Genomic DNA, 23,217 nt, shown 5'->3' with positions numbered 1-23,217 from the left:
ACACAGCCATAATTAAATCAGTTATAAAATCTCAGTTCAAAGGAATTTGATTTCTTCCCCTTATGATATAAAAGCTCTCCATTTTGTCTTTCCATAACAGATTTTGCCATAGGAAGTCCAATACCATAGCCTTTTGAATTTGGATCCAGCTTATAAAAACGTTTAAAAACTTTTTCTAACATTTTACGATCCAAACCTTTAGAAAAATCTTCCACAAAAATACTTTTATATAGATTTGTTTCTTTAAGATGAATTTCTATATGTCTATCTTCTGTTGCTTCTAGACCATTTTTCATCACATTAAATGCTGCTTCATAAGTCCATTTCTTATCGCATATAAGATCAAAATCATCTCCATAAAGAAGAATTTCAATATTATCATTGATAAAATAATCTTTTAGGTTTCGTATGATATCTTCAATTAACTCTCTAGCCGATATACTATCTTTTGCCATTTCTACTGTGCCAGAATCAAGGGCGGCAAGTTTTAATAAAATATCAGATAAGTTGTGGAGTCTAAGTAAATTATCTCTAAGTCTTTCTATATATTCTTCGGAAAAGTTGTCATTTTCATCTTCTAATAAGTCAAGTAATAATAGAGATCCGGTTAATGGAGTTTTTATTTGATGGGCAATATCTTCCGTATATTCCCTTAGAATTTCTTTATTTTTTTCAGCATTTTCAGCTATTCTCTTGTTTTCTATAATAATTTTAATAATCTCATCTCTGAGTTTGCCAAATTCATCGTCAATAATTTCGTAATTATCAGAGTTTATATCAAGTGAATGTAGTAGGTTAAATATATTGTTGATCTTATCCTCAAGAGCTTTTTCTTTTTTCTTTTCAATTTTTGAAATAACTATAAATAGAATTATATTTATAACTATAAAGCCAATAAGTGTTAGGATATCAAATCTTGAATTAAGATAAATTACAAACAAAGACATTACTACATTTAAAATTAAGGCAAATAAAATATTTTTGCTTTTATTCATTGTCCCACCTATATCCTATTCCTCTTATTGTTTTTATATGATTACCATAATCTCCAAGTTTAGATCTGAGTCTCTTTATGGTAACAGTTAGGGTATTGTCATTAACTTCATAAAAATCATAAACCCATACATAATCTAAAATTCGTTCCCTTAGTAGATTTACATCTTGATTTTCTAAGAGCATTTCCAATATAGCAAACTCTTTTAAGTTAAGGTCTAGATCTATTCCATCTATTGAAGCTTGTTTTGAAATGAGATCTAAAGATAAATTTTCAAAAGTCAGTTCATCAACCTTTTTTATTTTTCTACTAAATACATTGTCTATTCTCGCCTTTAGAACAGGAAGAGAAAAAGGTTTTGTAATATAATCATCTGCTCCTTGGGAAAGACCTATTATAACATACTCATCTTCATCTTTTACAGTAAGCATTATTACAGGAAGGTCAGAAAATCCCCTCAGCCACTTCAAAAAATTAAAGCCTGACCCATCAGGAAGATTGGCATCAAGAAGAATCAAATCAAAGTCATTAAAATTAAGATTTTCTGCCTGAGAAAGATTGTTATAAATAATAGTTTCAATATTATGTTTGTTTAAGTAAGTTTTAACAGCAAAAGCAATTGTGCTGTCATCTTCAATCATTAGTATTTTCAATTCTATACTCCAAAAAATATTAAAATCCTATGAATACTTTATGTATAAATAAATTATCTCTGAAAATCATATTTTAAATTCTACTCTAATATTATAGCATATTTATAATACCAAGATTTATAATTAAAAAATCGGCTTAAGAAAAATCCTAGGCCGATAAAATAAGTAGAAGGTATTAGCTCTTCCACTTAATTAAAAAAAGTAGCCTAAGCTACTTCTTTTCATGTATAAACTTGGAAATCTTGCGATTTAAAAATACAAAAATTAAATTGTAAGATTTGTTTCTTCCACTGGGCTAGAAACTTTAATCTCAAATTGTCCTACTAAAACAGATGAAACTGTTGTAGTTATTAGAGAGAAAATTAATCTGCCAAAGGGAATATAAGTTAAAGACATTAATAAGACAATTACGTCCATTAATAAGTAGGCATAAGAAATATTTATCTTAGCCTTGTTTGAAATAACAAGGGCCAAGGCGTCATCTCCACCTGATGCTCCTCCTTGGGATACTACAAGGCCGCAGCCAAGTCCAATTCCGATTCCTCCAACTACAGCTGCCAAAAGTGGATAGCTATAAAGGTTAGGAAGAATTGGGCCCATAAGAGCAAATATTTTATAGGAAAATGCAAACAATAAAGAAGCAACCATGGTCCTTCTTAAAAATATCTTTCCAAAAATATTTATGCCAATAATAATACAGATAATATCCATTATTGGACTTAGGATAGATGGGTTAATGCCAAAGGTCTTATAAGCAAGTAAGGCCAGGCCTAGGATTCCACCTTCTGTAATTTGAGATGGGATATGGATATTTACAACTGTAAAAGCCATAATCATAGACCCTAAGATAATATTAATTAGTCCTGCTCTTGTTAATTTAAACCAAGTCAGCTTTTGATTTAGCATTTTTACACCTCCTTAATATTTTGCAATATCAGAAGGTATCCGACCAACAAAAAAGACTGCTGTCGGTCGTAAGGATAGCCTTCGTACTCTTGCAATCTCGTGGTGTTGATGCTTTTTTATTTGCTGATTTTTTCTTGTAAAAACTCTGAGCGTAATAGTCACTTTTTAGCTTTTTTATCTCCCACATCAGGCAGATAAAAGGCTCTACAGTCGTAAACTTTAGCATCAGATAAAAACTACCTGAAAATTTCGGTAACCACCGTAAAATACTTAAATCAACTGTTCATATTATAGCTTTTTATTTTAAAATTTGCAAGGTCTTTAAGAAATTCTACTTTAGATTTTTTATACTTTTCACCAACTTGACTTTAAAAAATTTTCATAAAAAAAGTAGCCTAGGTCTTCTAGACTACTTAATGTTCTTATTTTACTTTTGCTCTGCCCTTGTAGACACTGCCTGCTTCTGTATCAACAGTTACTATATCGCCGTCTTTAAGAGTTGTGGTTGCTCCTTTTGCTCCAATAATTGTTGGAATATTAAGATGAAGGCCAACTATGGCTGCGTGAGATGTGTAACCACCTTCTTCAACTATTAAGGCTGAGGCGTCTTCTATAAACTTAACCATGTCCTTGTCAGTTGACTGGCAGACAATTATGTCTCCTTGTTTAAATTTAGCAAGAAGTTCTTCTTCTGTGTTTGCAACAACAACTTTACCAACTCCACTTCTCTTGCCTAGGCCAAGGCCTGAAAGAATTAAAGTTGCTATTGTTTTTACCTTTAGTAGATTTGTTGATCCTGATAGGCCAACAGGAACTCCTGCTGTTACAACTGTTAGGTCGCCTTCTTCTAGCATACCTGCTTGGACTAAAAGATCTAATGACTCGTTTACTAAATCATCAGTTGATGTAAAGTCTGGAATTAAAAGTGGTTCTACTCCCCAAGACAAGGCCATTTTTCTTACAGTTTTTTCAGAAGGAGTTACTGCTAGGATTTTTGTCTTTGGCCTGTACTTTGAAAGGGCTCTTGCAGTTGCTCCTGATGTTGTTGCTGCAACAATTGCTGCTGCCTCTAAGTCTCTGGCAACTACACAGGCTGATTTTGAAATTGAGTTAGTAGTTGTGTTTTCTAAAAGAGACACACTTTCATTTAACATAAGGTCATAGTCTAGGGATTCTTCAACTCTTCTAGCAATTGAGGTCATCATCTTTACAGCTTCTTCTGGGTACTTGCCTGCTGCAGTTTCACCTGAAAGCATAATAGCTGAAGTTCCATCTATAATTGCATTGGCAACGTCTGTTACTTCTGCCCTTGTCGGTCTTGGGTTTCTAATCATAGAGTCAAGCATTTGAGTTGCAGTGATTACAGGTTTACCTGCAAGATAGCATTTTTTTATTAGCATCTTTTGAACTAGAGGAATTTCTTGAGGTGGAACTTCTACTCCTAAATCTCCTCTAGCAACCATTAGGCCATCTGAAGCTAAAAGTATTTCATCTATGTTGTCAATTCCTTCTTGGTTTTCAATTTTTGGAATTATTTGTATATATTCGCCGTGGTTGTCTTCTAGAATTCTTCTTATTTCAAAGACGTCTTCTTTTTTCCTAACAAAAGACGCCGCCAAAAAGTCAACTTGGTTTTCTATACCAAATAAAATATCTTCTCTATCTTTTTCTGTAATTGCTGGCAGAGAAATTTTTACATTTGGAACATTGACTCCTTTGTGGTTAGACATTTGTCCTGAGTTATTTACTCGGCAAATTATATCAGTTCCGTCTTTTATTTCTCTTACTTCAAGTTCAATTAGGCCGTCGTCAATTAAAATTAAGTCGCCAACTTTTACATCAGATGCTAGACCCTGGTGGGAAACTGAAACAATAGTCTTGTCTCCAAGAATGTCCCTTGTTGTAAGGGTAAAGGTATCTCCTATTTCAACTTCAATTTGTCCGTCTTTAAAATCTCCCAGCCTTATTTCTGGTCCCTTTGTATCTAGCATAATAGCTATTGAAAGGCCTAGTTTGTCAGCTACTTTTCTAATTCTATCTATTCTTACTTGATGTTCTGGATGAGTTCCATGGGAAAAGTTTAATCTAGCTACGTTCATGCCTGCTAGCATTAATTTTTCTAGCATCTCTTCTGATTCAGATGCTGGTCCAATGGTACATACAACCTTGGTTTTCTTTAACATATTTCCCCCTATATTGATAAAATATTTATTGTGTCGTAAATGCTGTAGTTAAAGTCTCTCTTTTCTTCAAGGGCCTGGCTTATGTTTAAGTCGATAATTTTATTTTCTTTGACTCCAATGGCTATAGAAGTATTTCCTGCCATTAAAAGTTCAACTGCATGCCTGCCCATAAGAGATCCTAAAATCCTATCAACTGCACAAGGAGAGCCGCCTCTTTGAACGTGTCCTAAAACTGTTACCTTGGTGTCGATGCCAGTTTTATCTATAATCTGGTCTGCTATATCAAAGGCCTTGCCTGCTCCTTCTGCTACAATAATTAAATTGTGTTTCTTGCCTCTCATTCGTCCTCTTAAGGCCTTTTTACAAATGGCATCTATGTCTACGTCTTCTTCTGGGACAATTATAGATTCGCCACCACCAGCCAGCGCTGAATAAAGGGCAAGTTGTCCAGAGTTTCTACCCATAACTTCTATAACATTGGCTCTGCCGTGAGATGATGATGTGTCTCTAAGTTTTCCTATGGCTTCTGTTACAGTTTCAATTGCTGTCCAAAAACCAATGGTGTAGTCTGTATAGGCTAGGTCATTGTCAATTGTACAAGGAATACAAACTGTTTTTATGCCAGCTTTAGATAGTTTTTCTGCTCCCATAAAAGTTCCATCTCCGCCTAAAACAATTAGGCCGTCAATGTTATAGACATTTAAAACGTTTAGAGCTTTTTCTATTCCTTCATCTGTTTCAAATTCTGGGCTTCTAGCTGTTCCTAACATAGTTCCTCCTCTTTGGATAATATCTCCAACTGAGTTTACATTAAGTTCAACTAGGTCTCCTTTTATTAGCCCCTTGTAGCCTGATCTTACTCCATAAATTTTTATTTTATTAAAGGCAGCTGTCCTTACTATGGCCCTTATTGCAGGGTTCATACCAGGAGAGTCGCCGCCACTTGTTAGTAATGCTATTTTCAAATGGGCACCTCCTACTTTAATATAATATCTTTTTCACTTACAATTTTTAAAAGTTCGCTAGTTATAAGTGAAATATTTTTTTCGTCTATTTGCAAATCCTTGTAGGCCATTGATCTTCTTTCCTTATTAAAATAGAAAATCGTATCTGTATCGCCAGGATATTTTGTTAAAACTTTTATGACATCCTTAATAGCATAAGTGTTTTCCTGGCTGTCTAGCCTAATAAAAAGTTTTTTCTTAAAAGTCTCATCTTCAAGACTAGAAATTTTTTCTACTAGAAGTTTGGGATCATCAGATTCTGAAGTTTGAATTCTTCCTACCATAGTCACAACCCTACCTTCTTCTAAATACTTTGAATACTGGTCATAGGTCTTTGGAAATACTACACACTCAAGATTGTCATACATATCTTCTAAATTTACAAAGGCCATTAGGTCGTTTTTCTTAGTTAGCATCTTTTTTACATTTATAATCATGCCAGCAAGTTTTACTATCTTGCCATCAAAATAAAGATCGTCTTCTTCTGTTTCCTTGGCCTTTAGGTCTGCTATTGAATAGATATTAATTTTTTTAATCTGGTCCATATATTCTTCAAGTGGATGGCCTGTAATATAAATGCCAGTTGTCTCCTTTTCCATTTCATAAAGTTCTTTTTTTGTAAATTCTTTTACATTTGGATAGACAACCTTGTAATCTTCTACATTATCACTTATACCCCCACTAAATAGATTAAATTGTCCTGAAAGGTTTCTTTTTTGCTCTTGGACATGGGAGGACAAAATATCTTCGTAGACACTTAGAGCCTTGGCCCTAGATGGAATTATTGAGTCCATTGCCCCTGACCTTATAAAACCTTCAAGAGCTCTTTTGTTTAAGGTGTTGGCTTTTTGGTCTGAGACTCTAACAATAAAGTCCTTTAGATCTGTAAAAGGTCCGCCAGCTTGTCTTGCTCCAACTAATGAATCAATTACTGCTGACCCAATTCCCTTTATAGCCAAAAGTCCAAAGCGAATCGATTCATTTTCAACAGAGAATTTTTTGTAAGAATAATTTACATCAGGTCTTAAAACTTCTATACCCAGCCTCTTACACTCTTCTAGGTAAAGAACAACTTGAGGAGTGTTTGAAACTATAGAAGAAATTAAAGCTGCCATATACTCTGCTGGATAATATCTTTTCAGATAAGCAGTTTGGAAGGCAACTACTGCATAAGAAACTGAGTGAGACTTGTTAAAGGCGTAGTTAGCAAAGGTGATCATCAAGTCATAAATCTTGTTTGCTGTCTCTTCGTCAACTCCATTTCTAACGGCACCTGCTATTAAAACATTTCCATCTTCGTCAACTTCTCCGTGGATAAAGACCCTTCTCTCCCTTTCCATTTCTGCCATTTTCTTTTTTGACATGGCACGGCGAACTAAATCTGCTCGGCCAAAGGAGTAGCCACCAATTCTTCTAACAATTTCCATAACCTGTTCTTGGTAGACTATACAACCGTAGGTCGGCTTTAAAATCGGTTCAAGTTTTGGATGCAAGTAGGAAATTTTTGAGTGGTCGTGTTTTGATTCGACAAACTGAGGAATCTGGTCCATTGGTCCTGGTCTGAAAAGGGAGTTGGCAGCAACTAAGTCTTCAAATACGTCTGCCTTTAAGTCCTTTAAGAACCTTCTCATACCTGGAGACTCAAATTGAAAAATTCCAATGGTCTCTGCTGTTCCAAAAAGTTTTAAAACTTCTGGATCTTCATAGTCAATGTTGTTTATGTCAATGTCTATGCCCTTGTCTCTTTTTATTGCCTCTAAGGCGTCGTTAATAACTGTTAAAGTTCTTAGACCTAAAAAGTCCATTTTCAAAAGCCCAAGTTCTTCTAACTCAATCATATTGTATTGGGTGCAGAGGATTTGGTCATTTCTAGTTAGAGGCACATAGTCAGTTACCTCTGAGCCTGTAATTAAAACTCCTGCTGCGTGAGTTGACGTGTGTCTGGCCAAGCCTTCAACTGCCCTTGAAATATCAATAAGTCTTTTAACTTCATAATCTTTGTCGTAGGCTTCTTTTAAATCCTTTGAAATTTCCAAGGCCTTGTCTAAGGTCATATTAAGTGCAGAAGGAACCATCTTCGCTATAGTGTCGCACTTGCCATAGGGGATGTCTAAGGCCCTGCCGACGTCTCTAATTGATCCTCTAGCTGCCATAGTACCAAAGGTTACAATTTGGGCAACCTTGTCGTGGCCATACTTGTTGTTGACATAGTCAATTACTTCTTCCCTTCTTTCATAGCAAAAGTCTATATCTATATCAGGCATAGAAATTCTCTCTGGATTTAAAAATCTTTCAAAGAGAAGCTTATGCCCAAGTGGATCTATATTTGTTATTTCTAAGGCGTAGGAAATTATTGATCCTGCTGCTGAACCTCTACCAGGCCCTACGGGAATCCCTTGGGATTTTGCAAATCTTACAAAGTCCCAGACAATTAAAAAGTAGTCAATAAAACCCATGTTCTTAATAGTAGAAAATTCGTAATTATATCTTTCTTCTATTTCTTTATTAATTAGGCCATATCTCTTTACTAGGCCGTCTTCAATTAATTTTTTTAAATACTCTTCGTTGGTGTAGCCACTTGGGCTTTCAAAGTGTGGAAGTTTGGTCTTGTGAAATTCAAGTTCAACCTTACACCTGTCTGCAATTTTTTGAGTGTTAGCTAGGGCTTCTGGTACATAGGAAAAAAGTTCGTACATTTCTTCTGGCGACTTTAAATAAAATTCATTAGATGGAAATCTCATTCTATTTTCGTCGTTGACAGTTTTTCCAGTTTGGATACAAAGGAGAACGTCATGGGCAATGGAATCTTCTTTCTTTAAATAGTGGGAGTCGTTGGCAGCAATTAAGTCAATGCCAGTGTCTTTTGAAAGTTCTAAAAGTCCCTTGTTTATAATTTTTTGTTCTTCCATGCCGTGGTCTTGAAGTTCTAAAAAGAAATTATTTTTTCCAAAAATATCTTCATAAAAGATGGCCTTGGTTCTGGCCATTTGATAGTCGCCTTTAAGTAGATAGTCTTGGACTTCGCCAGAAAGGCAGGCTGATGTTGCTATTAGACCCTTAGAATATTTTTTTAGGACATCATAATCAACCCTTGGCCTATAGTAGTAACCTTCAGAATAACCAAGAGATACAATCTTCATTAAGTTTTCGTAGCCTTCGTTGTTTTCTGCAAGCAATACCAGGTGGTAGTATTTTCTATTTGTTGGTGACTTGTCTGTCATTTCCTTATCTGTAACATAAACTTCTGAACCTAAAATAGGATTTATTCCCGCCTCGTGGGCAGCCTTATAAAATTGAATAATTCCATACATAGACCCGTGGTCAGTTAAGGCAACTGCATTCATGCCTAGGTCTTTAGTTCTAGTTACTAAATCTTTTATTCTAGTAGACCCATCTAAGAGCGAATATTCAGAGTGAACATGCAAGTGTACAAAATTTTCCATAAAAACCCCTTTCTAAAATATTATATCATAAAGACCAAGGCATTTATTTACTTCTTGCTTTTCTTTAGATTATTTTATTGGAATTATTTATATGTAGAAAAAAACCAGCTATAAAAGCTGGCTTTCTTCGGAGTTTAATTATTTTTTTATTATCTTATTCTTTCAATAGATGAAATTTCTCCATAGTCATTGAAGCTTACATATACATCATCGTTTACACTTAGTTTATCGTAAAGATTGTCATAGTAATTAATTCTAATAGTTTGATAACCATTATAAGTTTTAATAGTTACATTTTGATATCTAGATCCATAATATTCAGTCCTATTCTCGATATTTGTAACTAGGCCTCTATTATTATAGTTGTAATTATAATAATCTGTAGTAATATAAACTGCTACTACTTCTCCATTTACATAAGTTGCTTCAACATCTCTTGATCTATTGAAAGTCAATATGTTTTGAACTTCTCTAAAATCTGCAACTCTTCTATCGTTTATATAAAAGTCTACATTTGAGTTTGCCCATATAATTTGGTCTCTGTAATTAGTTGCTGTTAGTGTAACACTGTCTGTTGAGCTGTTCTTTAAATTTGCTTTTACTCTATTATTATAGGAGTAACTAGCTGTTGTAATTTCTTCTACTTCATTTGAACGATTAAATCTTAGGTTGATTTTATCATCTTTATATAGCCTAATATTGCTTAGTGAAGAGTATCTTTTTCCATTAAAGGTAAATGATGATGCCATTTGGAAATTTGTATATTTTTTTGCATAGTAATCATATACATAAATTCTATTACCTTGGCTTCCATCATAGGTATATTGAGCATTATAGTAATTATCTGTATAAACTACAATAGTATCAATAATGTCACTTGAGCTATTGTATCTTTTTGTAATATCAATAGTTTGTCCTGCCTTTAGGTCTGATTGATAGAACTTTACTCCGTCTGCTCTTTTTATTGTAGTTGAATTATCGATTCTGTAACTTTCTACTGTAGAAACACCATACTTAGTATTTTTTACAAGTCTAATAGTGTTGCCAGAAATACTTTCTATCTTATATTCACCAGTTTTTCCTCTGTGAAGTTTGGCTTCACTTACAACTCCTGCAACAAATTCTATATCAAGTTCTGTTCCAGCTGATAGTGAATTTAATTTTATTTGGTCGTTTCCATCTTTTGCATAGTCATATAAAATTTGAACTTCATCTAAGGCATTGCCCTTAGAGTCTTTTAGTTTAATATAGTTTTTCTTACCATCAGTTCTAAATGATACAAAAGTGAATACTCCATCAGCATAAGAAGCATCTGAAGTAAATTTAACTTCTGTAGCTTTTTTGTCTGGGTGGCTGCCAGTAAAAGTTATTGTAGCTTTAGCTCCCTTGTAGTTGTTTAAGTTCTTATATTCTACTGTCTTGCCGTCTTTGTCTGTGATTTTTGTATTCTTGTCTACCTTGGCAGATGTGTTTGCATTAGCGTATTCCTTTGTATAAACTAAGCTCTTATAATCATCAAAGTCTAAAACTTCTACAACTTTACCAGATTCAGTTTTTGTTTCTAAGTTCTTGTCGTTTTTAGCCTTCCAATCATAAGCAACGCTAATCATCTTTGCCATTTGGGCCCTAGTTATATTTTCACTTGGTCTAAAATAGCCTTCGATTCCGTCCTTATGAAGAACACCTGTGTCTATTAAAGCTGCAATTAAACCTCTTGAGTTGGAAATTTTGTCTAGGTCCTTATAAGTTAAATTATAAGAAGTTTTTTCTTCAAGACCTAAGGCTCTTGCTGTCATAATAGAAACTGAAAATCTTGATGCATTAATTTTTGTGCCGTTTTTTAACATGCCAGCTTTTTGAGCATCGTTTAGGTCAGTCTTTGTTACTACACCTTTTTCTAAGGCATAGGCTACTCTTTCTTGGCCCCAGTTTACGTCAGTAAGTGTATCTTTAATATAGTCTTTGTGTTTTACTAAAGCATCGTTTACTTCGCTTTGGCTTGGGTTCATTAGACCATATAATAGAGAAATAGTTTCAAGGATAGAAACATTTCCTTTTGGTTTATAAGATCCATCTGGATAGCCGTTTATGATTTTCTTGTCAGCTAGGTCCATAATGTATTCATAGGCCCATGCTGAGTCTCCTGATTTTTTTACATCAGTAAAACTTGCTGCCATTACACTTGCCCCTTGGGATAAAATTACCAGGCATAGGAGTAAGGCAATTATCTTTTTATTTTTTAACATAATAATCCTCCTTAAATCTTTAAAAGAATTATACCATATTGAATTTGTGTATTAATTACAAAAAAGTTTCAATTTTATAAAATTTTTGTCAAACTTAAGTGTAAATTCTCGCTGTTTTAGCTAAAACTATTGAAAATTAGCCTGCTTAAGGTATAATAATTATAATACGGGTAAATATAGGCCCTTTATATAGATATTTTTTGAAAAATGGAGTGTAATAACATGAAATATTTTCCAATTAGCATTGACAGCAAGGATAAAACTGTTTTAGTTTTAGGCGGCGGTAGTCTTGCTACATCAAAAATAAATATTCTTCTAAATTCTCAGTTTAAAATTTATTGTATCTCTGATGATTTTAGCGAAGAATTATTAGCATTAAAAGATAAGTATCCTGAAAGACTTTTACTTAAAGGAAGAATTCTAACTGAAGACTTTGTTTTCTTTGGCTATGACTACTGTGTAATTGCAACTGGCGATTCAAAACTTAACCAGGCCTTAGCTGACAGAGCAAAGAGATCTCAAATAGAATTTTATAGGGCCGATAACATTGGTGAATCCACTTTTAAATTTAATGAAACTATTGAAAATGGCGGCCTAAGTGTTTCAATTTTATCAGAAGGCCTTAGTGAGCCAGTCCAAAAACAAATTGCCACAGACATAGAAAATGTTTTGTTTAAATATGATGTTGAAAAGCTTTCTCTACTTAATTCTATAAAGACAATTTTAGTTTTAAGAAACCATCCAAACATTGGAGAAGAAATTGAAAAATTATCAAAGTCCAATGTAGCTGTAATTAAAAAGTACCTAGATACTTTAAATAAAACTAATCCAGATATTGTTGAAGAGTTTATAAATGACGGCAAAGAAATTTTAGAAGAAAAAAATAAAGACACTGAAGATAGTTTCTTTGAACCTATTACAAATAGCGATGAGCTAGAAAAAGAAAGTGAATCTGAAACTATAAGCACTGAAGAAGTTAAAGAAGAAGAAAAATAAATATAAAAAAGGCGGGTTGTCCTTAAGCTTTTTTGCTTAGTGACTCCCGTCTTTTTTAATCTATTAATACCTCGTCTATTCCATCTACTTCTTCTAGTCTTAAAATTACTTTTTCGTCTTTGGAAGTTGGAATATTTTTTCCTATATAGTCTGGACGAATTGGAAACTCTCTGTGGCCTCTGTCAACTAAGGCAACTAATTGAACCCTTGATGGCCTGCCTAGTTCTACTATTGCGTCTAAGGCTGCCCTTGTAGTTCTGCCTGTAAAAATTACATCGTCAACTATAATTACATTTTTTTCATCTACGTCTACGTCTGGAAGTTTAATATTTTCCAGTCTTTGGTCTAACTTTTTCAAGTCGTCCCTGTAGTTGGAAATGTCTAGCTGATAAACTGGTATAGAAATCTTTTCAATTTCAAAAATTTTCTTTTGCAATCTTTCTGCGAGTTCAAAACCTCTAGTTACTAGGCCTAAAAAAACTATGCTTTCATAATCTTCATTTCTCTCTAAAATCTCGTGGGAAATTCTGGATATGGCCCTTCTCATTTCATCTTGGCTTAATATTTTCTTCATCTTCAATCCTCTTTATAAAATCTTTAAAGTCATCTGGCAGGTCTGTTGTAATTTTTATTTGCTCTCCTGTTTTTGGATGAGAAAACTCTAGACAGTAGGCGTGTAAAAGTTGAGTTTTTATTGCAAATTTATTTTCTCTGCCATAAACTAAGTCGCCGACAACTGGGTGATTAATTGATGCCATGTGGACTCTAATTTGGTGGGTCCTACCTGTTTTTAGTTCTACTTCTACTAAAGTGTAATCACCAAAGACCTTTACTGGTGCAACTAGAGAAATGGCTTCTTTACCATTTTTTTCATTTACTGCCATTTTAATTCTATCTTTTTCATTGCGGCCAATTTTTTTATTTATTTCAATCTTATTTTCTAGTCTGCCGTGGACGATGGCGTAGTATTTTCTAATTACCTGTCTCTTTGTAAACTGGTCAACTAATTTTTCGTAAGCGTCTTTGTTTTTTGCGACTACCAAGGCCCCACTTGTATCCTTGTCTAACCTGTGGACTATTCCTGGCCTTATGGGGTCAAGTGTTTTTAATTCTGGATACTTGTAAATTAGTCCATTAACTAAAGTGTCGTCTTGGTCATTTGATGCTGGATGGACTATGGTATTCTTACTTTTATTTACTACTAGGATATCTTCGTCTTCGTAAATAATATCCAGATCCATTTTCTTTGGGACTAAATTTATTTTTTCTTCTATATAAGTAAAGACGATTAAATCATCTATAGAAACCTTATAGCTTGACTTAACCGCCTGTCCATTTACAAAAACCTCATTTTCATCTATCAGCTTTTTAATTGTAGACCTGGAAAGTTCAAGATTCTTTGCTAGGTACTTGTCTATTCGCTCTCCTGAATTTTCTACTTTAATTTTGTAGTCCATTAGATTTTCCTTCAAAAAATAAAATATAAATCATAAGTACAAGAGCGCCACAAACTATAAAAGAATCTGCAAGATTAAAAACTGCAAAGTCATATCTATCAAAAAATCTCATTGATACAAAGTCTACTACATAACCTAGGCGCAGTCTGTCTATAAAGTTTCCAATAGTTCCTCCTAAAATTGCTCCTAGGGAAATAATCATAGTCTTAGAAAGTTTTTTGTAATTAAAAATTAAAATATATGAAACAATTGCTATAGAAATTACAGTAATAATTACAAAAAATATTTTCTTGCCTTGTAAAATTCCAAAGGCTGCTCCCCTGTTTTCTACGTAGATAAGGGAAAGAAAGTTGTCAATTATAATTACAGGAGGTCTTCCCTTTAAAGATGTGAGAACAATGTACTTAGTAAGTTGGTCTAAAAAAACGCACACAAGCATAAAAATTATTGCTAACATATTTTCCTCATCTATTTCTACCTATCCCTACTTGGATAGAAAAATTTCGCTTTAATTCTTCCTTTTTTTGTAAAACCATTTATCTCTTTTATTTTAAACCTGCCCTTTCTCCTTACAGAAACAAGGTCACCTTCTTCTAAGGTCTTGTGGCCTTTTTCTTCTGTAGAAAAGTTAACCTTGACTAGCCTTGAGGAAATTAATTTTTGAGCATCAGACCTAGAGAGATTGTAGGCTTCTGCTACAAGTTGGTCCAGCCTAAGACTAGATAAAATAACTTCCTTTTCATAGCCTTCTATTATTATATTACCAAGATCAGCAAGGGGAATTTCTTTTATAGTCACATTTTCGTGTTTGATTTTATTTAAGTTGTATAAAATAAAAGTTGAGATGTCAGTTGATGCTACTAGCCTAATTGAATCTGGAAAAAATCCTATATCTCCAATTTTTTCTCTTACAATTCCAAGGCCCAATAGACTTCCTAAAACATCTCTATGGTCTAAGTTATCGATATTGCCCTTAATTTCTAAAGCTCTTAAGGGTAGGTCTTTTTCTTCATAAAAATAATACCAACTGTAAATACTTATTATTTTTCTTTCAGCATTTTCAAAGCCACCGTCAATTGAGTAAGAAATTTCATCAAATCTATTTAGTATTGACTTTGAAGCTTCAACTAAGTTTGGTTCAAAAAAATCTGTATAAGTAATACAATGTCGGTTTATGGTAATTTCAATAAGGTCGAGTAACCTTCTCATGGCCTTTATTTCTTCTTGGTCTCTAAGGTGGAGAAGGTACTCTTCTTTATTAATTTTCATTTTTTACCAAGGAAATACTCCCTTTTCTTGTAATTCAGCCTTAAGGCCATCAATTTCAATGTTTGATGGGGCTAAAATAAAGATGTCCCTGTTTACTTTTTGGATTTTTCCATCTAGGGCATAAAGGGCTCCGTTTACAAAGTCAAAGATTTGTCTCTTTACGTTAATGTCTAATTGTTCAAAGTTAAGAACAACTGCCTTTCTAAGTCTTAGGTCGTCAACAATTAATGGTGCTTCGTCATAACTTAGTGGCTCATGAATACAAATTTTCATTTGAATGTTGCCACTTGAGTGTAGGTTTAAAGCAGCCTTTGACTTTGATCTTGAAGTTTGTCTTTCGCTAGCTTGGTATGAAGATGTAGTGTCTTCTTCAATTTCATTTACTGGTGTTGGTTCAGCTTCGTAAAGGTCTTCTCCTTCTTCAAATTCGTCACCTAGTCCAAAAAAGTTTTTAATCTTTTCCATACTTCCTCCTAATAGTTTCTTTCTCCATAAATTCCTGATCCAACCCTGACTATATTTGCCCCTTCTTCAATGGCAATTTCAAAATCGTGAGTCATGCCAATTGATAGGTAGTCCATGTCTAGGCCTGGAATTTCTTTATTGTATTTGTTAAAGGCATCCCTTAGTGATCCGAAGTATTTTCTAAGATCTTCTTCGCTTGCATCAAAGGGTGCCATAGTCATAAAACCTCTAATTTTAATATTGTCTAGTTTTAAAACATTATACACGAATTCTTCTAATTCTTCAAGATATACACCTGATTTACTTTCTTCTTTAGAGACATTAACTTGAAGGAGGCAGTCTTGAATTACTTCAGCATTTTTTGCCCTCTTGTCAATTTCTTTAGCTAGTCTTAGGGAGTCAACAGAGTGAATTAATTTTACTCTTCCAACTATGTCTTTTACTTTATTTCTTTGAAGGCCGCCTATAAAGTGATAGTTTAATTTATCTCCATAGTGGTCCATTCTCTTAAGTAGGTCTTGGACTTTATTTTCTCCAATGTCCCTTACTCCCCATTCAATTGAGTCGTCAATAAGGTCGTAGGCAATTGTCTTGCTTACTGCTAATAAATGAACTTCATCAGTTCTGCCAGCACGTTTTTTTGCTTCTTCAATTCTCTTTACAATATCGTCTAAATTTTTCTTAACATCTATCATAGTATTTCCCCTTCTTCTATGTTTTCAGGTTCTATTATTACTTCCTCAAAGGCTGAAAGTGTTCTTAGATCTTCGCCTTTTTTGTTTTTAATATAGCCTTTTTCGTCTCCTATACTAATAGTGGTATCAATTTCATTTTGTCTTAGGATTTCTATCGGTCTAAATTTTACTAGGCCGTTGAGTTCTAAAATATAAACTCCTGTTTGGTTGTCTACTTCTACTATAGCCTTAGTTGGTATAACAAAACAATCTGACCTAGATTCTATAAGAGAAACATTTAATACTCTGTCATAACCAAGTTCAGAAAGTTTGTCGTTTAAGGACACAATTAAAACTCCCTTGGATTCACTGGTCCTGTTTACTCTAGAAACTCTTCCCTTTAAGGAAATTTTGGAATTTATTAAAAGGTCAACTGCCTTGTCCTTGCTGTAGGTCTTTAGAACTTTTTCATCTTCAACTGGAATGGCCATGGCGTAGGTGAAGTTGTCTATAATTTTATAAAGTGGGTCTCCCATTTTTACAGAATTTCTTTGACCCAGGCTTGCAGACTTTTGGTTGTCCATTATTAGCTGGTAGTCAATCTTTTCTATATTTTCTTCATTATAAACTTCTTCTAGTCCGTCAACCTTGTAGGAAATTATTCCAGCATCTTCTGCCTTGTAGACAACGTTGTTGGTGGAAATTTCTTTAGAAAGGTCGTCTCTCCTGTCCTCTAGTTCTTGGTTAGAAAGATTAATCAAGTCTGAAATTTCTGAAATATCTACATTCTTCTTGGTGTTTAGCTCTAAGGTTTCAATGGCCAAAAGGGTTTCTTGCATATTGTCCCTTACTAGAGAGTCTTGAATAGAGTTTATAAGATTTATTTCCTTGTCTGTTATTACAAAGCTTGAAGTCGATGGGTTGAGACTTTGGTTTTTATATTCAATGGCAGATTGGACCTTTAAAAGTTCTTTTTTTAAGTCTTCTGAATCGCTCATTAAATTTAAATTTGCGACAATGTAGTCTTTGGGAACCCTTTCGCCATCTCTAACATTGTAGTCAACAACTCCATCACCTTGGGAGGTGTAGACTTTTTCTTTTAAAATCAAATAGCCCTTGCTGTCAACCTTGTCTAAGTATTCAGTTTTTATTGGCAGGTTAGTTGCAATATTTTTTGCCGTCTTTCTGTTAGTAAAGATAGAAAAAATTATTACAAGGGCCAGTGGTATTAAAAGTAGTCTTAGCCTTTTTAACTTATAGGCTCTTTTTCTTTTTTCTTTTTCCAAAAAAATCTATCCCCTAAAATATCCGTCTATTTCGTGTTTTTTTGACCTAGACATAAGTCTAGTTACTATATCTTTTACGTCTGCTCCTTCATAAATTACTTCATAAAGGGCTGTGGCTATTGGCATGTCAACCTTGTATTTTTTTGCAAGTTCAACAGTTGAAGCAGTAGTCTTTATGCCTTCAACAACCATGCCAACTTTTTCTATGGCTTCTTCAACTTTCATGCCTTGGCCAATATATTTTCCACAAGTTCTATTTCTTGAATGTTCTGAAGTACAGGTAACTATTAAATCTCCAACACCAGTTAGGCCTAAGAAGGTTGCCTCTTGGGCTCCCATGGCCTTGCCTAGTCTAGTTATTTCTGCTAGCCCCCTAGTCATTAAAGCTGCCCTTGAGTTATCACCATAACCTAGGCCAACTAAGATTCCATTAGCTAGGGCAATTATATTTTTCAAGGCTCCTGCAAGTTCAACTCCTAAAAGGTCGTCGTTGGTGTAGACCCTTAAAGTATCTGACATAAATAAATTTTGAGTTTTTTCTGCAGCTTCTAGGTTTTCTGATGCAGCTACAATTGTAGATGGAAAATCTATGGCAACCTCTTCTGCATGGGTTGGTCCAGAAAGAGCTACAAATTTATTTTCTGGGAAAAACTCACTTACAATTTCAGAAATTCTCTTTAGGGTCTTTACTTCTATGCCCTTGGCAACATTTACTAAAATTACGTCCTTGGAAATTTTTCCTGAAAGATTTTCCATTAATGACCTAACAGAGCTAGTAGGTACAGCTAAAATTAAAAAGTCCTTGTCTAAAATACATTCATCTAAGTCATTTGTAAGTTTTAAAGATTCTGGTAGGATAACATCTGCTAGGTATCTCTTATTAATATGATACTCTTTCATTGTCTCATACTGGTCTTTGTTTCTAATATAAATTTTAGTGTCAATATTTTTATTGGCTAATTCTCTAGCTAAGGCTGTTCCCCAGCTGCCGCCTCCAATTACTCCAACTCTCATTTAAGTCTCCTTTTAAATAATTTTTTTCTCTTTTCCCTTAAGAATTCTATCAATATTAGCCCTGTGTCTATAAATATTTAGTAGGGAAATAAATATAAAGACTACAGTCTTTGGTCCAAAGCTCTTAGTAAAACCTTCATACAGTGAACTTATTAATAAAGTTATAAAGCCAGTTATTGAAGCCAGAGATACAATTTTGCTTAAGCAAAGAACTATAAGGCCAGGACCTACACAAAGGCCTAGGGTCTTTAAAGATAAAAATCCAACCATACCCATTGATGTTGCCACTCCCTTGCCACCTTTAAAATTTAAAAATATTGGAAAGTTGTGACCTAAAACTGCCATTAGTCCTGTATAGGCTCCAAAGTCTTCCCCAACAAACTTGCTGCCAAGAAAGGCTCCAAAGATTCCCTTAGAAACATCTAAGACTAAGGTTAGGAGGGCTGCTTTTTTGCCCATGGTCCTAAAGGCATTAGTTGTTCCTGGGTTGCCAGATCCTTTTGTTCTAATATCAAAACCAAATTTATACTTGGCCAGTAGATAGGCTGGCGAAATTGATCCTAACAGATAAGAATGGACCAAAAGAATTATTTTCTCAAACATTATTAGATGTCCTTTTCATTTCTATTTCTAACAATAAGGTGAATAGGTGTTCCTTCAAAGCCAAAGTTCTTTCTAATTTCATTTTCCAAATATCTTACATAGGAAAAGTGAATTAATTCTTTGTCATTTACAAAAATTACAAAAGTTGGTGGCCTTACTGAAACTTGGGCGCCGTAGTAGATTTTTCCCTGTCTACCCTTGTCCGCCCTTGGTTGGTTCATTAAAACTGCCTTGTTTATAATGTCATTTAAGACTCCAGTTTGGATTCTCATATTGTAATTTTCATTTACTCCAACAATTAAATTTAATAGATTGTCTAGTCTTTGGCCTGTCTCAGCTGAAATAAATATTATTGGAGCGTAAAGGCAAAATGGAAGTTCTGCCCTAATTTCTTCTTCAAATTTTCTAGCAGTCCTATTGTCTTTTTCAACTAGGTCCCACTTGTTAACTGCAATTATTATGGACTTGCCTTGGTCGTGGGCATAGCCAATTATTTTTGAATCTTGTTCTGTAACTCCAACTGAAGCGTCAATTACTCCAACACAAACATCTGCTCTGTCAATTGAGGCCAGGGTCCTAACTACAGAATATCTTTCAACGTTTTCGTAGATCTTATTTTTCTTTCTAAGGCCTGCTGTGTCTATAAATAAAAACTTGTTGTCGTCTTTGTCTAACTTTGAGTCAATTGAGTCCCTAGTTGTGCCAGGAATGTTAGTAACTATTGACCTATTTTCTCCAATTAATTTATTTATAGTTGAAGACTTGCCTACGTTTGGTCTGCCAATAAAGGCAACTTTAATTCTGTCGTCTTCGTATTCTTCCTCTTCTGGAAGAGCTTCTAAATCTTCTATCACCTGGTCAAGTAAGTCTCCTAGGCCAATAGAATTTTCTGCTGAAACCATAAAGGGATGACCAAAACCTAGTTCATAGTAGTCGTATTCTGTTTCTAAAACTCCCTTGGTGTCAGCCTTGTTTACAGCTAAAATTACTTTTTTCTTCGACCTAAAGAGCATTTTTCCAATTTCTATATCTGCTTGGGTAAGGCCAACAAGACCGTCAACTAAAAATATAATTACTTGGGCATTATCAATGGCTATGTCAACTTGGGCCTTGATGTTTTCCATAAACTCGTCATCGTCTCTTGGGTCTAGGCCTCCTGTGTCTATCATTGTAAAGTCCTTACCTAGCCAGTTGGCGTCAGAATAAATTCTGTCTCTAGTGATGCCAGGCACATTTTCAGTTATGGCAATTCTTGCGCCAACAATTTTATTAAATAAGGTAGACTTGCCTACATTAGGTCTGCCTACTATACATACTGTTTTCATTATACCTCCGCTAGTAATTTAATAAATTTTTCTCCATCAACCTCAGTTACTAAAACCCTTCTATCTAAGGCATTTTCTAGTTGGTCAAGGGTGACATCGTCTAAGAAATAATCTGACTGGGCCCTTAACATAACTGATGGGATTAAAATATTTTTATAGGCATCTACATCTGCAACTTGTTTTATAATGTCTCCACCAGTAACAAGACCTGCTACAGTAATTGACCTGCCAAAAAAGTCATTTTCTATAGCCTTGACGTTAATTTTATACTTAGGAAACTTTTTTAAAATTCTCTTTCTAATGTCTTCCATAAAATCCTTGGCCAAGGTTCCTGTTACAAAAGTCATCTCAGCTTCCTTATAAGAAACTTCTAAGTCTCTAAGAGCTAGGTTTACTTCTTCAGAAAAGTTTCTAACTAGGCCAACTCCATTTTCAATTTGTGGATAGCCTTCATAGGCCTCATCTGCTGGTAGATCTCTATCAGCTAAAATATAAAACTCATCTGCCAAAAAGGCAAAGCGGCTGCCAGAGTCTTTTAAAAATTCTCCTTGTAAATCTTCAACTTGGTCAATAATTTCTATGGCCAAGTCCTTGTCATATCCCTTTAGTTTTGGAAGTCCCTCCCTGTGACCTGTTAGGCCAACTGGAACTATGGCTACTGAATGAACAGAGTTTTTTAAATTGTACAAGTCTCTTAGAGTTTTTTCTAGCTCTTCCTTGTCGTTAATGTCAGGAATTACTACAATTTGGCAGTTGATTTCTAAATGAGCCTGGTCAAAGGCCTGTAAAATATCTAAAATTTTTCCTGCATTTATATTTCTTAACATTTGCTTTCTCAGTTCAGGGTTTGTGGTGTGAACTGAAACATTTATTGGAGAAATTCGAAGATCAATTATCCTTTGAATTTCTTCTTCTGACATATTAGTAAGTGTTATAAAATTTCCCTGCAAAAAAGAAAGCCTAGAGTCGTCATCTTTAAAATACAAGGTCTCTCTCATATTTTTAGGCAATTGGTTTATAAAACAAAATATGCAATTGTTTGAACAAGATTTGGCTTCATCAATTAATGGATTTGAAAAAACGAGACCTAGGTCTTCGTCATAGTCTTTTTCTATTTCATAGACTACAAGATCTCCATTTGTTTTTTTTATTTCTAAGTCTATATACTCATCAGAAATTAAATATTTATAATCAATTATGTCTTTTATTTTCTGACCGTTAATTGATAAAATCTCATCTCCAACTTGAATTTCTAATTCTTCAGCTATTGAATTTTCTAAAACTTCAACAACTGTATTTATATCTTTATTTAAACATATCTCCATAAGATTATTATAGCAGAAAAGCTAGAAGTATTCACTTAAGCCTATGAGTTTTTTGTGTTTATTTTAAAAAACTTAGGTTTGCTAAAGCTAAGATATTTTGATATGATTTACAAGGAGATAAATATGAGTAGAGAGATTAAAAGCGTTGACGAAATTTATAAACTCCTTCACGTTACAATAAAGGTTGGAAGACTTATTCTCCAATCTGGCGGCGAAGTTTTTAGAGTTGAAGATACAATTGAAAGAATGTGTTCATCTTTTTCAAATTTAGATGGAGTTGAGGTCCTTTGTATGAAGACTTCTGTTTCTGTTACCTTGGTTTTTGAAGGTATTCCCTACACCCAAGTGGCCAGAGAAAAATCTCCTTCCACAAAGTTAGAAGTTATAGATATGATAAACAGCTTTTCTAGAAATTTTGTTAACAAGGAAATGTCTCTAGACCAAGCCTATAAAGAGGTTACTAAAATAGATAAGACTAAAGATTTTCCTAAATGGTTTTTAGGTCTTTGTACTGGTTTTGTTGGTGCCTTTTTTACAATTTTATTTGGAGGGCCTATTATTGATTTTATCCCTGCATTTTTTGTAGGTTTCTTAGGATTTTTTGTTGTAAATAAAGCTCCTAAGTTTCACGTGCCAGAATTTATGGTTCAATTATTAGCTGGCATTATGACAGCAGGTCTAGCTGTAGCCTTTGTTAAACTTGGCCTAGCCAAGGACTTAGATATGATTGTTATCGGCTGTTTGATGCCCTATGTTCCAGGTATGGCAATAACCAACGCCATTAGAGATATTTTAAGTGGAGATACTATGACAGGTCTCATGTCCATAGCCCAAGCAATTTTTATTGCAGTTGGTTTGGCTTTTGGGGCTGGTATGGTTTTAGCCCTTTATTTATAAAAAGGAGAAGCAAGTGATTTATATACTACATTTTATTTATTCTTTTTTTGCCACCCTGGCCTTTAATGTTTTGCTCCAGGCCCCAAAGAGAGTTTATATTCTTAATGCAACAATTGGAGGCTTTGGTTGGATTATTTATAAGTACTTAGTTTTTATAACTGGACAAACAGTTTTTGCTTCAATGATTGCCGGCCTTTTTATCGGCCTCTTTGCAGGAATTTTTGCAATAATTAAAAGAATCCCTGCTATTACAATTTATTTGCCTTCACTAATTCCCCTAGTTCCTGGAACTGGAATTTATTATACTATGTATTATTTTATCACCCAAGACTTGGACAAGGCATCTGCTAAGGGAGTTGAAACAATTCTAATGGCCATATCTTTGGCAACGGGAATTTTTATAGCGACTAATCTAGTAAATATTTTAAATAGAATTTATAGGATAAAAATAAAGCGCCAGTAGATATTTTCTACCAG

Annotated in this window: 21 protein-coding genes; 3 read left to right on the top strand and 18 right to left on the bottom strand. The window is 34.1% G+C overall.

Annotation, left to right across the window (positions count from 1 at the left end):
- Positions 1 to 17: 17 nt before the first annotated feature.
- From BN2667_RS02340 to BN2667_RS02310, 7 genes are all read right to left on the bottom strand, one after another.
- A complete protein-coding gene (locus BN2667_RS02340) occupies positions 18 to 995 on the bottom strand; it encodes a sensor histidine kinase (RefSeq protein WP_054251717.1) in 978 nt (325 codons plus the stop codon).
- Positions 988 to 1,647: a response regulator transcription factor gene (locus tag BN2667_RS02335; RefSeq protein WP_054251716.1), complete on the bottom strand. Its 660-nt coding sequence runs from the start codon at positions 1,645 to 1,647 to the stop codon at positions 988 to 990. The genes BN2667_RS02340 and BN2667_RS02335 overlap by 8 nt, the downstream gene beginning before the upstream one ends.
- A 264-nt stretch (positions 1,648 to 1,911) precedes the next feature.
- Entirely contained in the window at positions 1,912 to 2,553 is a 642-nt protein-coding gene (locus tag BN2667_RS02330; RefSeq protein WP_054251715.1) for a YitT family protein, read from the bottom strand.
- Between the two features lie 422 nt (positions 2,554 to 2,975).
- Complete coding sequence (gene pyk / locus BN2667_RS02325) at positions 2,976 to 4,736, bottom strand: pyruvate kinase (RefSeq protein WP_054251714.1); 1,761 nt, start codon at positions 4,734 to 4,736, stop codon at positions 2,976 to 2,978.
- Between the two features lie 8 nt (positions 4,737 to 4,744).
- Complete coding sequence (pfkA, locus tag BN2667_RS02320) at positions 4,745 to 5,701, bottom strand: 6-phosphofructokinase (RefSeq protein ID WP_054251713.1); 957 nt, start codon at positions 5,699 to 5,701, stop codon at positions 4,745 to 4,747.
- 11 nt (positions 5,702 to 5,712) lie between these two features.
- Positions 5,713 to 9,183, bottom strand: coding sequence for a DNA polymerase III subunit alpha (locus tag BN2667_RS02315; protein ID WP_054251712.1), 3,471 nt, complete (start codon positions 9,181 to 9,183; stop codon positions 5,713 to 5,715).
- Between the two features lie 149 nt (positions 9,184 to 9,332).
- Positions 9,333 to 11,429 (bottom strand): S-layer homology domain-containing protein, encoded by a 2,097-nt coding sequence (locus tag BN2667_RS02310; RefSeq protein ID WP_054251711.1) that lies wholly within the window; start codon positions 11,427 to 11,429, stop codon positions 9,333 to 9,335.
- Between the two features lie 222 nt (positions 11,430 to 11,651).
- Here BN2667_RS02310 and BN2667_RS02305 point away from each other — a divergent pair, with 222 nt between their 5' ends.
- Positions 11,652 to 12,425: a precorrin-2 dehydrogenase/sirohydrochlorin ferrochelatase family protein gene (locus tag BN2667_RS02305; protein ID WP_054251710.1), complete on the top strand. Its 774-nt coding sequence runs from the start codon at positions 11,652 to 11,654 to the stop codon at positions 12,423 to 12,425.
- Between the two features lie 55 nt (positions 12,426 to 12,480).
- On the opposite strand, the gene pyrR is transcribed toward BN2667_RS02305, so the two are convergent.
- Genes pyrR through BN2667_RS02250 form a run of 11 tightly spaced genes read right to left on the bottom strand, consistent with a single transcriptional unit; the run spans position 12,481 to position 21,843 of the window.
- Entirely contained in the window at positions 12,481 to 12,999 is a 519-nt protein-coding gene (gene pyrR / locus BN2667_RS02300; protein WP_054251709.1) for a bifunctional pyr operon transcriptional regulator/uracil phosphoribosyltransferase PyrR, read from the bottom strand.
- Positions 12,974 to 13,882, bottom strand: a complete 909-nt coding sequence (locus BN2667_RS02295) for an RluA family pseudouridine synthase (protein ID WP_054251708.1) — start codon at positions 13,880 to 13,882, stop codon at positions 12,974 to 12,976. The genes pyrR and BN2667_RS02295 overlap by 26 nt, the downstream gene beginning before the upstream one ends.
- Complete coding sequence (gene lspA, locus BN2667_RS02290; protein WP_054251707.1) at positions 13,866 to 14,339, bottom strand: signal peptidase II; 474 nt, start codon at positions 14,337 to 14,339, stop codon at positions 13,866 to 13,868. The genes BN2667_RS02295 and lspA overlap by 17 nt, the downstream gene beginning before the upstream one ends.
- Positions 14,340 to 14,356: 17 nt before the next feature.
- Entirely contained in the window at positions 14,357 to 15,151 is a 795-nt protein-coding gene (locus BN2667_RS02285) for a YlmH family RNA-binding protein (protein WP_054251706.1), read from the bottom strand.
- Positions 15,152 to 15,154: 3 nt separating this feature from the next.
- The gene (locus BN2667_RS02280; protein ID WP_054251705.1) at positions 15,155 to 15,616 is read right to left on the bottom strand and encodes a cell division protein SepF; all 462 of its coding nucleotides are present in this window, start codon (positions 15,614 to 15,616) and stop codon (positions 15,155 to 15,157) included.
- A gap of 8 nt (positions 15,617 to 15,624) precedes the next feature.
- Positions 15,625 to 16,311, bottom strand: a complete 687-nt coding sequence (locus BN2667_RS02275; protein WP_054251704.1) for a YggS family pyridoxal phosphate-dependent enzyme — start codon at positions 16,309 to 16,311, stop codon at positions 15,625 to 15,627.
- The gene (locus tag BN2667_RS02270) at positions 16,308 to 17,576 is read right to left on the bottom strand and encodes a biotin/lipoyl attachment domain-containing protein (protein WP_054251703.1); all 1,269 of its coding nucleotides are present in this window, start codon (positions 17,574 to 17,576) and stop codon (positions 16,308 to 16,310) included. The genes BN2667_RS02275 and BN2667_RS02270 overlap by 4 nt, the downstream gene beginning before the upstream one ends.
- A gap of 6 nt (positions 17,577 to 17,582) precedes the next feature.
- Positions 17,583 to 18,590, bottom strand: a complete 1,008-nt coding sequence (locus tag BN2667_RS02265) for an NAD(P)H-dependent glycerol-3-phosphate dehydrogenase (RefSeq protein WP_054251702.1) — start codon at positions 18,588 to 18,590, stop codon at positions 17,583 to 17,585.
- A 12-nt stretch (positions 18,591 to 18,602) separates the two neighbouring features.
- Positions 18,603 to 19,193: a glycerol-3-phosphate 1-O-acyltransferase PlsY gene (gene plsY, locus BN2667_RS02260; RefSeq protein WP_054251701.1), complete on the bottom strand. Its 591-nt coding sequence runs from the start codon at positions 19,191 to 19,193 to the stop codon at positions 18,603 to 18,605.
- Between the two features lie 2 nt (positions 19,194 to 19,195).
- Positions 19,196 to 20,518: a ribosome biogenesis GTPase Der gene (gene der / locus BN2667_RS02255; RefSeq protein WP_054251700.1), complete on the bottom strand. Its 1,323-nt coding sequence runs from the start codon at positions 20,516 to 20,518 to the stop codon at positions 19,196 to 19,198.
- The gene (locus tag BN2667_RS02250) at positions 20,518 to 21,843 is read right to left on the bottom strand and encodes a DUF512 domain-containing protein (RefSeq protein WP_054251699.1); all 1,326 of its coding nucleotides are present in this window, start codon (positions 21,841 to 21,843) and stop codon (positions 20,518 to 20,520) included. Before BN2667_RS02250 ends, der begins: the two co-directional genes overlap by 1 nt.
- Positions 21,844 to 21,966: 123 nt before the next feature.
- Here BN2667_RS02250 and BN2667_RS02245 point away from each other — a divergent pair, with 123 nt between their 5' ends.
- Positions 21,967 to 22,740 carry a threonine/serine exporter family protein gene (locus BN2667_RS02245; RefSeq protein WP_054251698.1) on the top strand — a complete coding sequence of 258 codons (774 nt, stop codon included), beginning with the start codon at positions 21,967 to 21,969 and terminating at the stop codon, positions 22,738 to 22,740.
- Between the two features lie 13 nt (positions 22,741 to 22,753).
- Positions 22,754 to 23,203, top strand: a complete 450-nt coding sequence (locus tag BN2667_RS02240) for a threonine/serine exporter family protein (RefSeq protein ID WP_054251697.1) — start codon at positions 22,754 to 22,756, stop codon at positions 23,201 to 23,203.
- The last annotated feature ends 14 nt before the right edge of the window (positions 23,204 to 23,217 follow it).

It is taken from the genome of Neofamilia massiliensis (assembly GCF_001299475.1).
Classification (GTDB): Bacteria; Bacillota; Clostridia; order Tissierellales; family Peptoniphilaceae; genus Neofamilia; species Neofamilia massiliensis.
This window is presented reverse-complemented; position numbering and strand designations above follow the sequence as displayed.

Coding starts and splice junctions, on each gene's coding strand:
- BN2667_RS02340 (WP_054251717.1), bottom strand. CDS start 995: ATGAATAAAAGCAAAAATATTTTATTTGCCTTAATTTTAAATGTAGTA.
- BN2667_RS02330 (WP_054251715.1), bottom strand. CDS start 2,553: ATGCTAAATCAAAAGCTGACTTGGTTTAAATTAACAAGAGCAGGACTA.
- pyk (WP_054251714.1), bottom strand. CDS start 4,736: ATGTTAAAGAAAACCAAGGTTGTATGTACCATTGGACCAGCATCTGAA.
- BN2667_RS02315 (WP_054251712.1), bottom strand. CDS start 9,183: ATGGAAAATTTTGTACACTTGCATGTTCACTCTGAATATTCGCTCTTA.
- BN2667_RS02310 (WP_054251711.1), bottom strand. CDS start 11,429: ATGTTAAAAAATAAAAAGATAATTGCCTTACTCCTATGCCTGGTAATT.
- BN2667_RS02305 (WP_054251710.1), top strand. CDS start 11,652: ATGAAATATTTTCCAATTAGCATTGACAGCAAGGATAAAACTGTTTTA.
- pyrR (WP_054251709.1), bottom strand. CDS start 12,999: ATGAAGAAAATATTAAGCCAAGATGAAATGAGAAGGGCCATATCCAGA.
- BN2667_RS02295 (WP_054251708.1), bottom strand. CDS start 13,882: ATGGACTACAAAATTAAAGTAGAAAATTCAGGAGAGCGAATAGACAAG.
- lspA (WP_054251707.1), bottom strand. CDS start 14,339: ATGTTAGCAATAATTTTTATGCTTGTGTGCGTTTTTTTAGACCAACTT.
- BN2667_RS02285 (WP_054251706.1), bottom strand. CDS start 15,151: ATGAAAATTAATAAAGAAGAGTACCTTCTCCACCTTAGAGACCAAGAA.
- BN2667_RS02280 (WP_054251705.1), bottom strand. CDS start 15,616: ATGGAAAAGATTAAAAACTTTTTTGGACTAGGTGACGAATTTGAAGAA.
- BN2667_RS02275 (WP_054251704.1), bottom strand. CDS start 16,311: ATGATAGATGTTAAGAAAAATTTAGACGATATTGTAAAGAGAATTGAA.
- BN2667_RS02265 (WP_054251702.1), bottom strand. CDS start 18,590: ATGAGAGTTGGAGTAATTGGAGGCGGCAGCTGGGGAACAGCCTTAGCT.
- plsY (WP_054251701.1), bottom strand. CDS start 19,193: ATGTTTGAGAAAATAATTCTTTTGGTCCATTCTTATCTGTTAGGATCA.
- der (WP_054251700.1), bottom strand. CDS start 20,518: ATGAAAACAGTATGTATAGTAGGCAGACCTAATGTAGGCAAGTCTACC.
- BN2667_RS02250 (WP_054251699.1), bottom strand. CDS start 21,843: ATGGAGATATGTTTAAATAAAGATATAAATACAGTTGTTGAAGTTTTA.
- BN2667_RS02245 (WP_054251698.1), top strand. CDS start 21,967: ATGAGTAGAGAGATTAAAAGCGTTGACGAAATTTATAAACTCCTTCAC.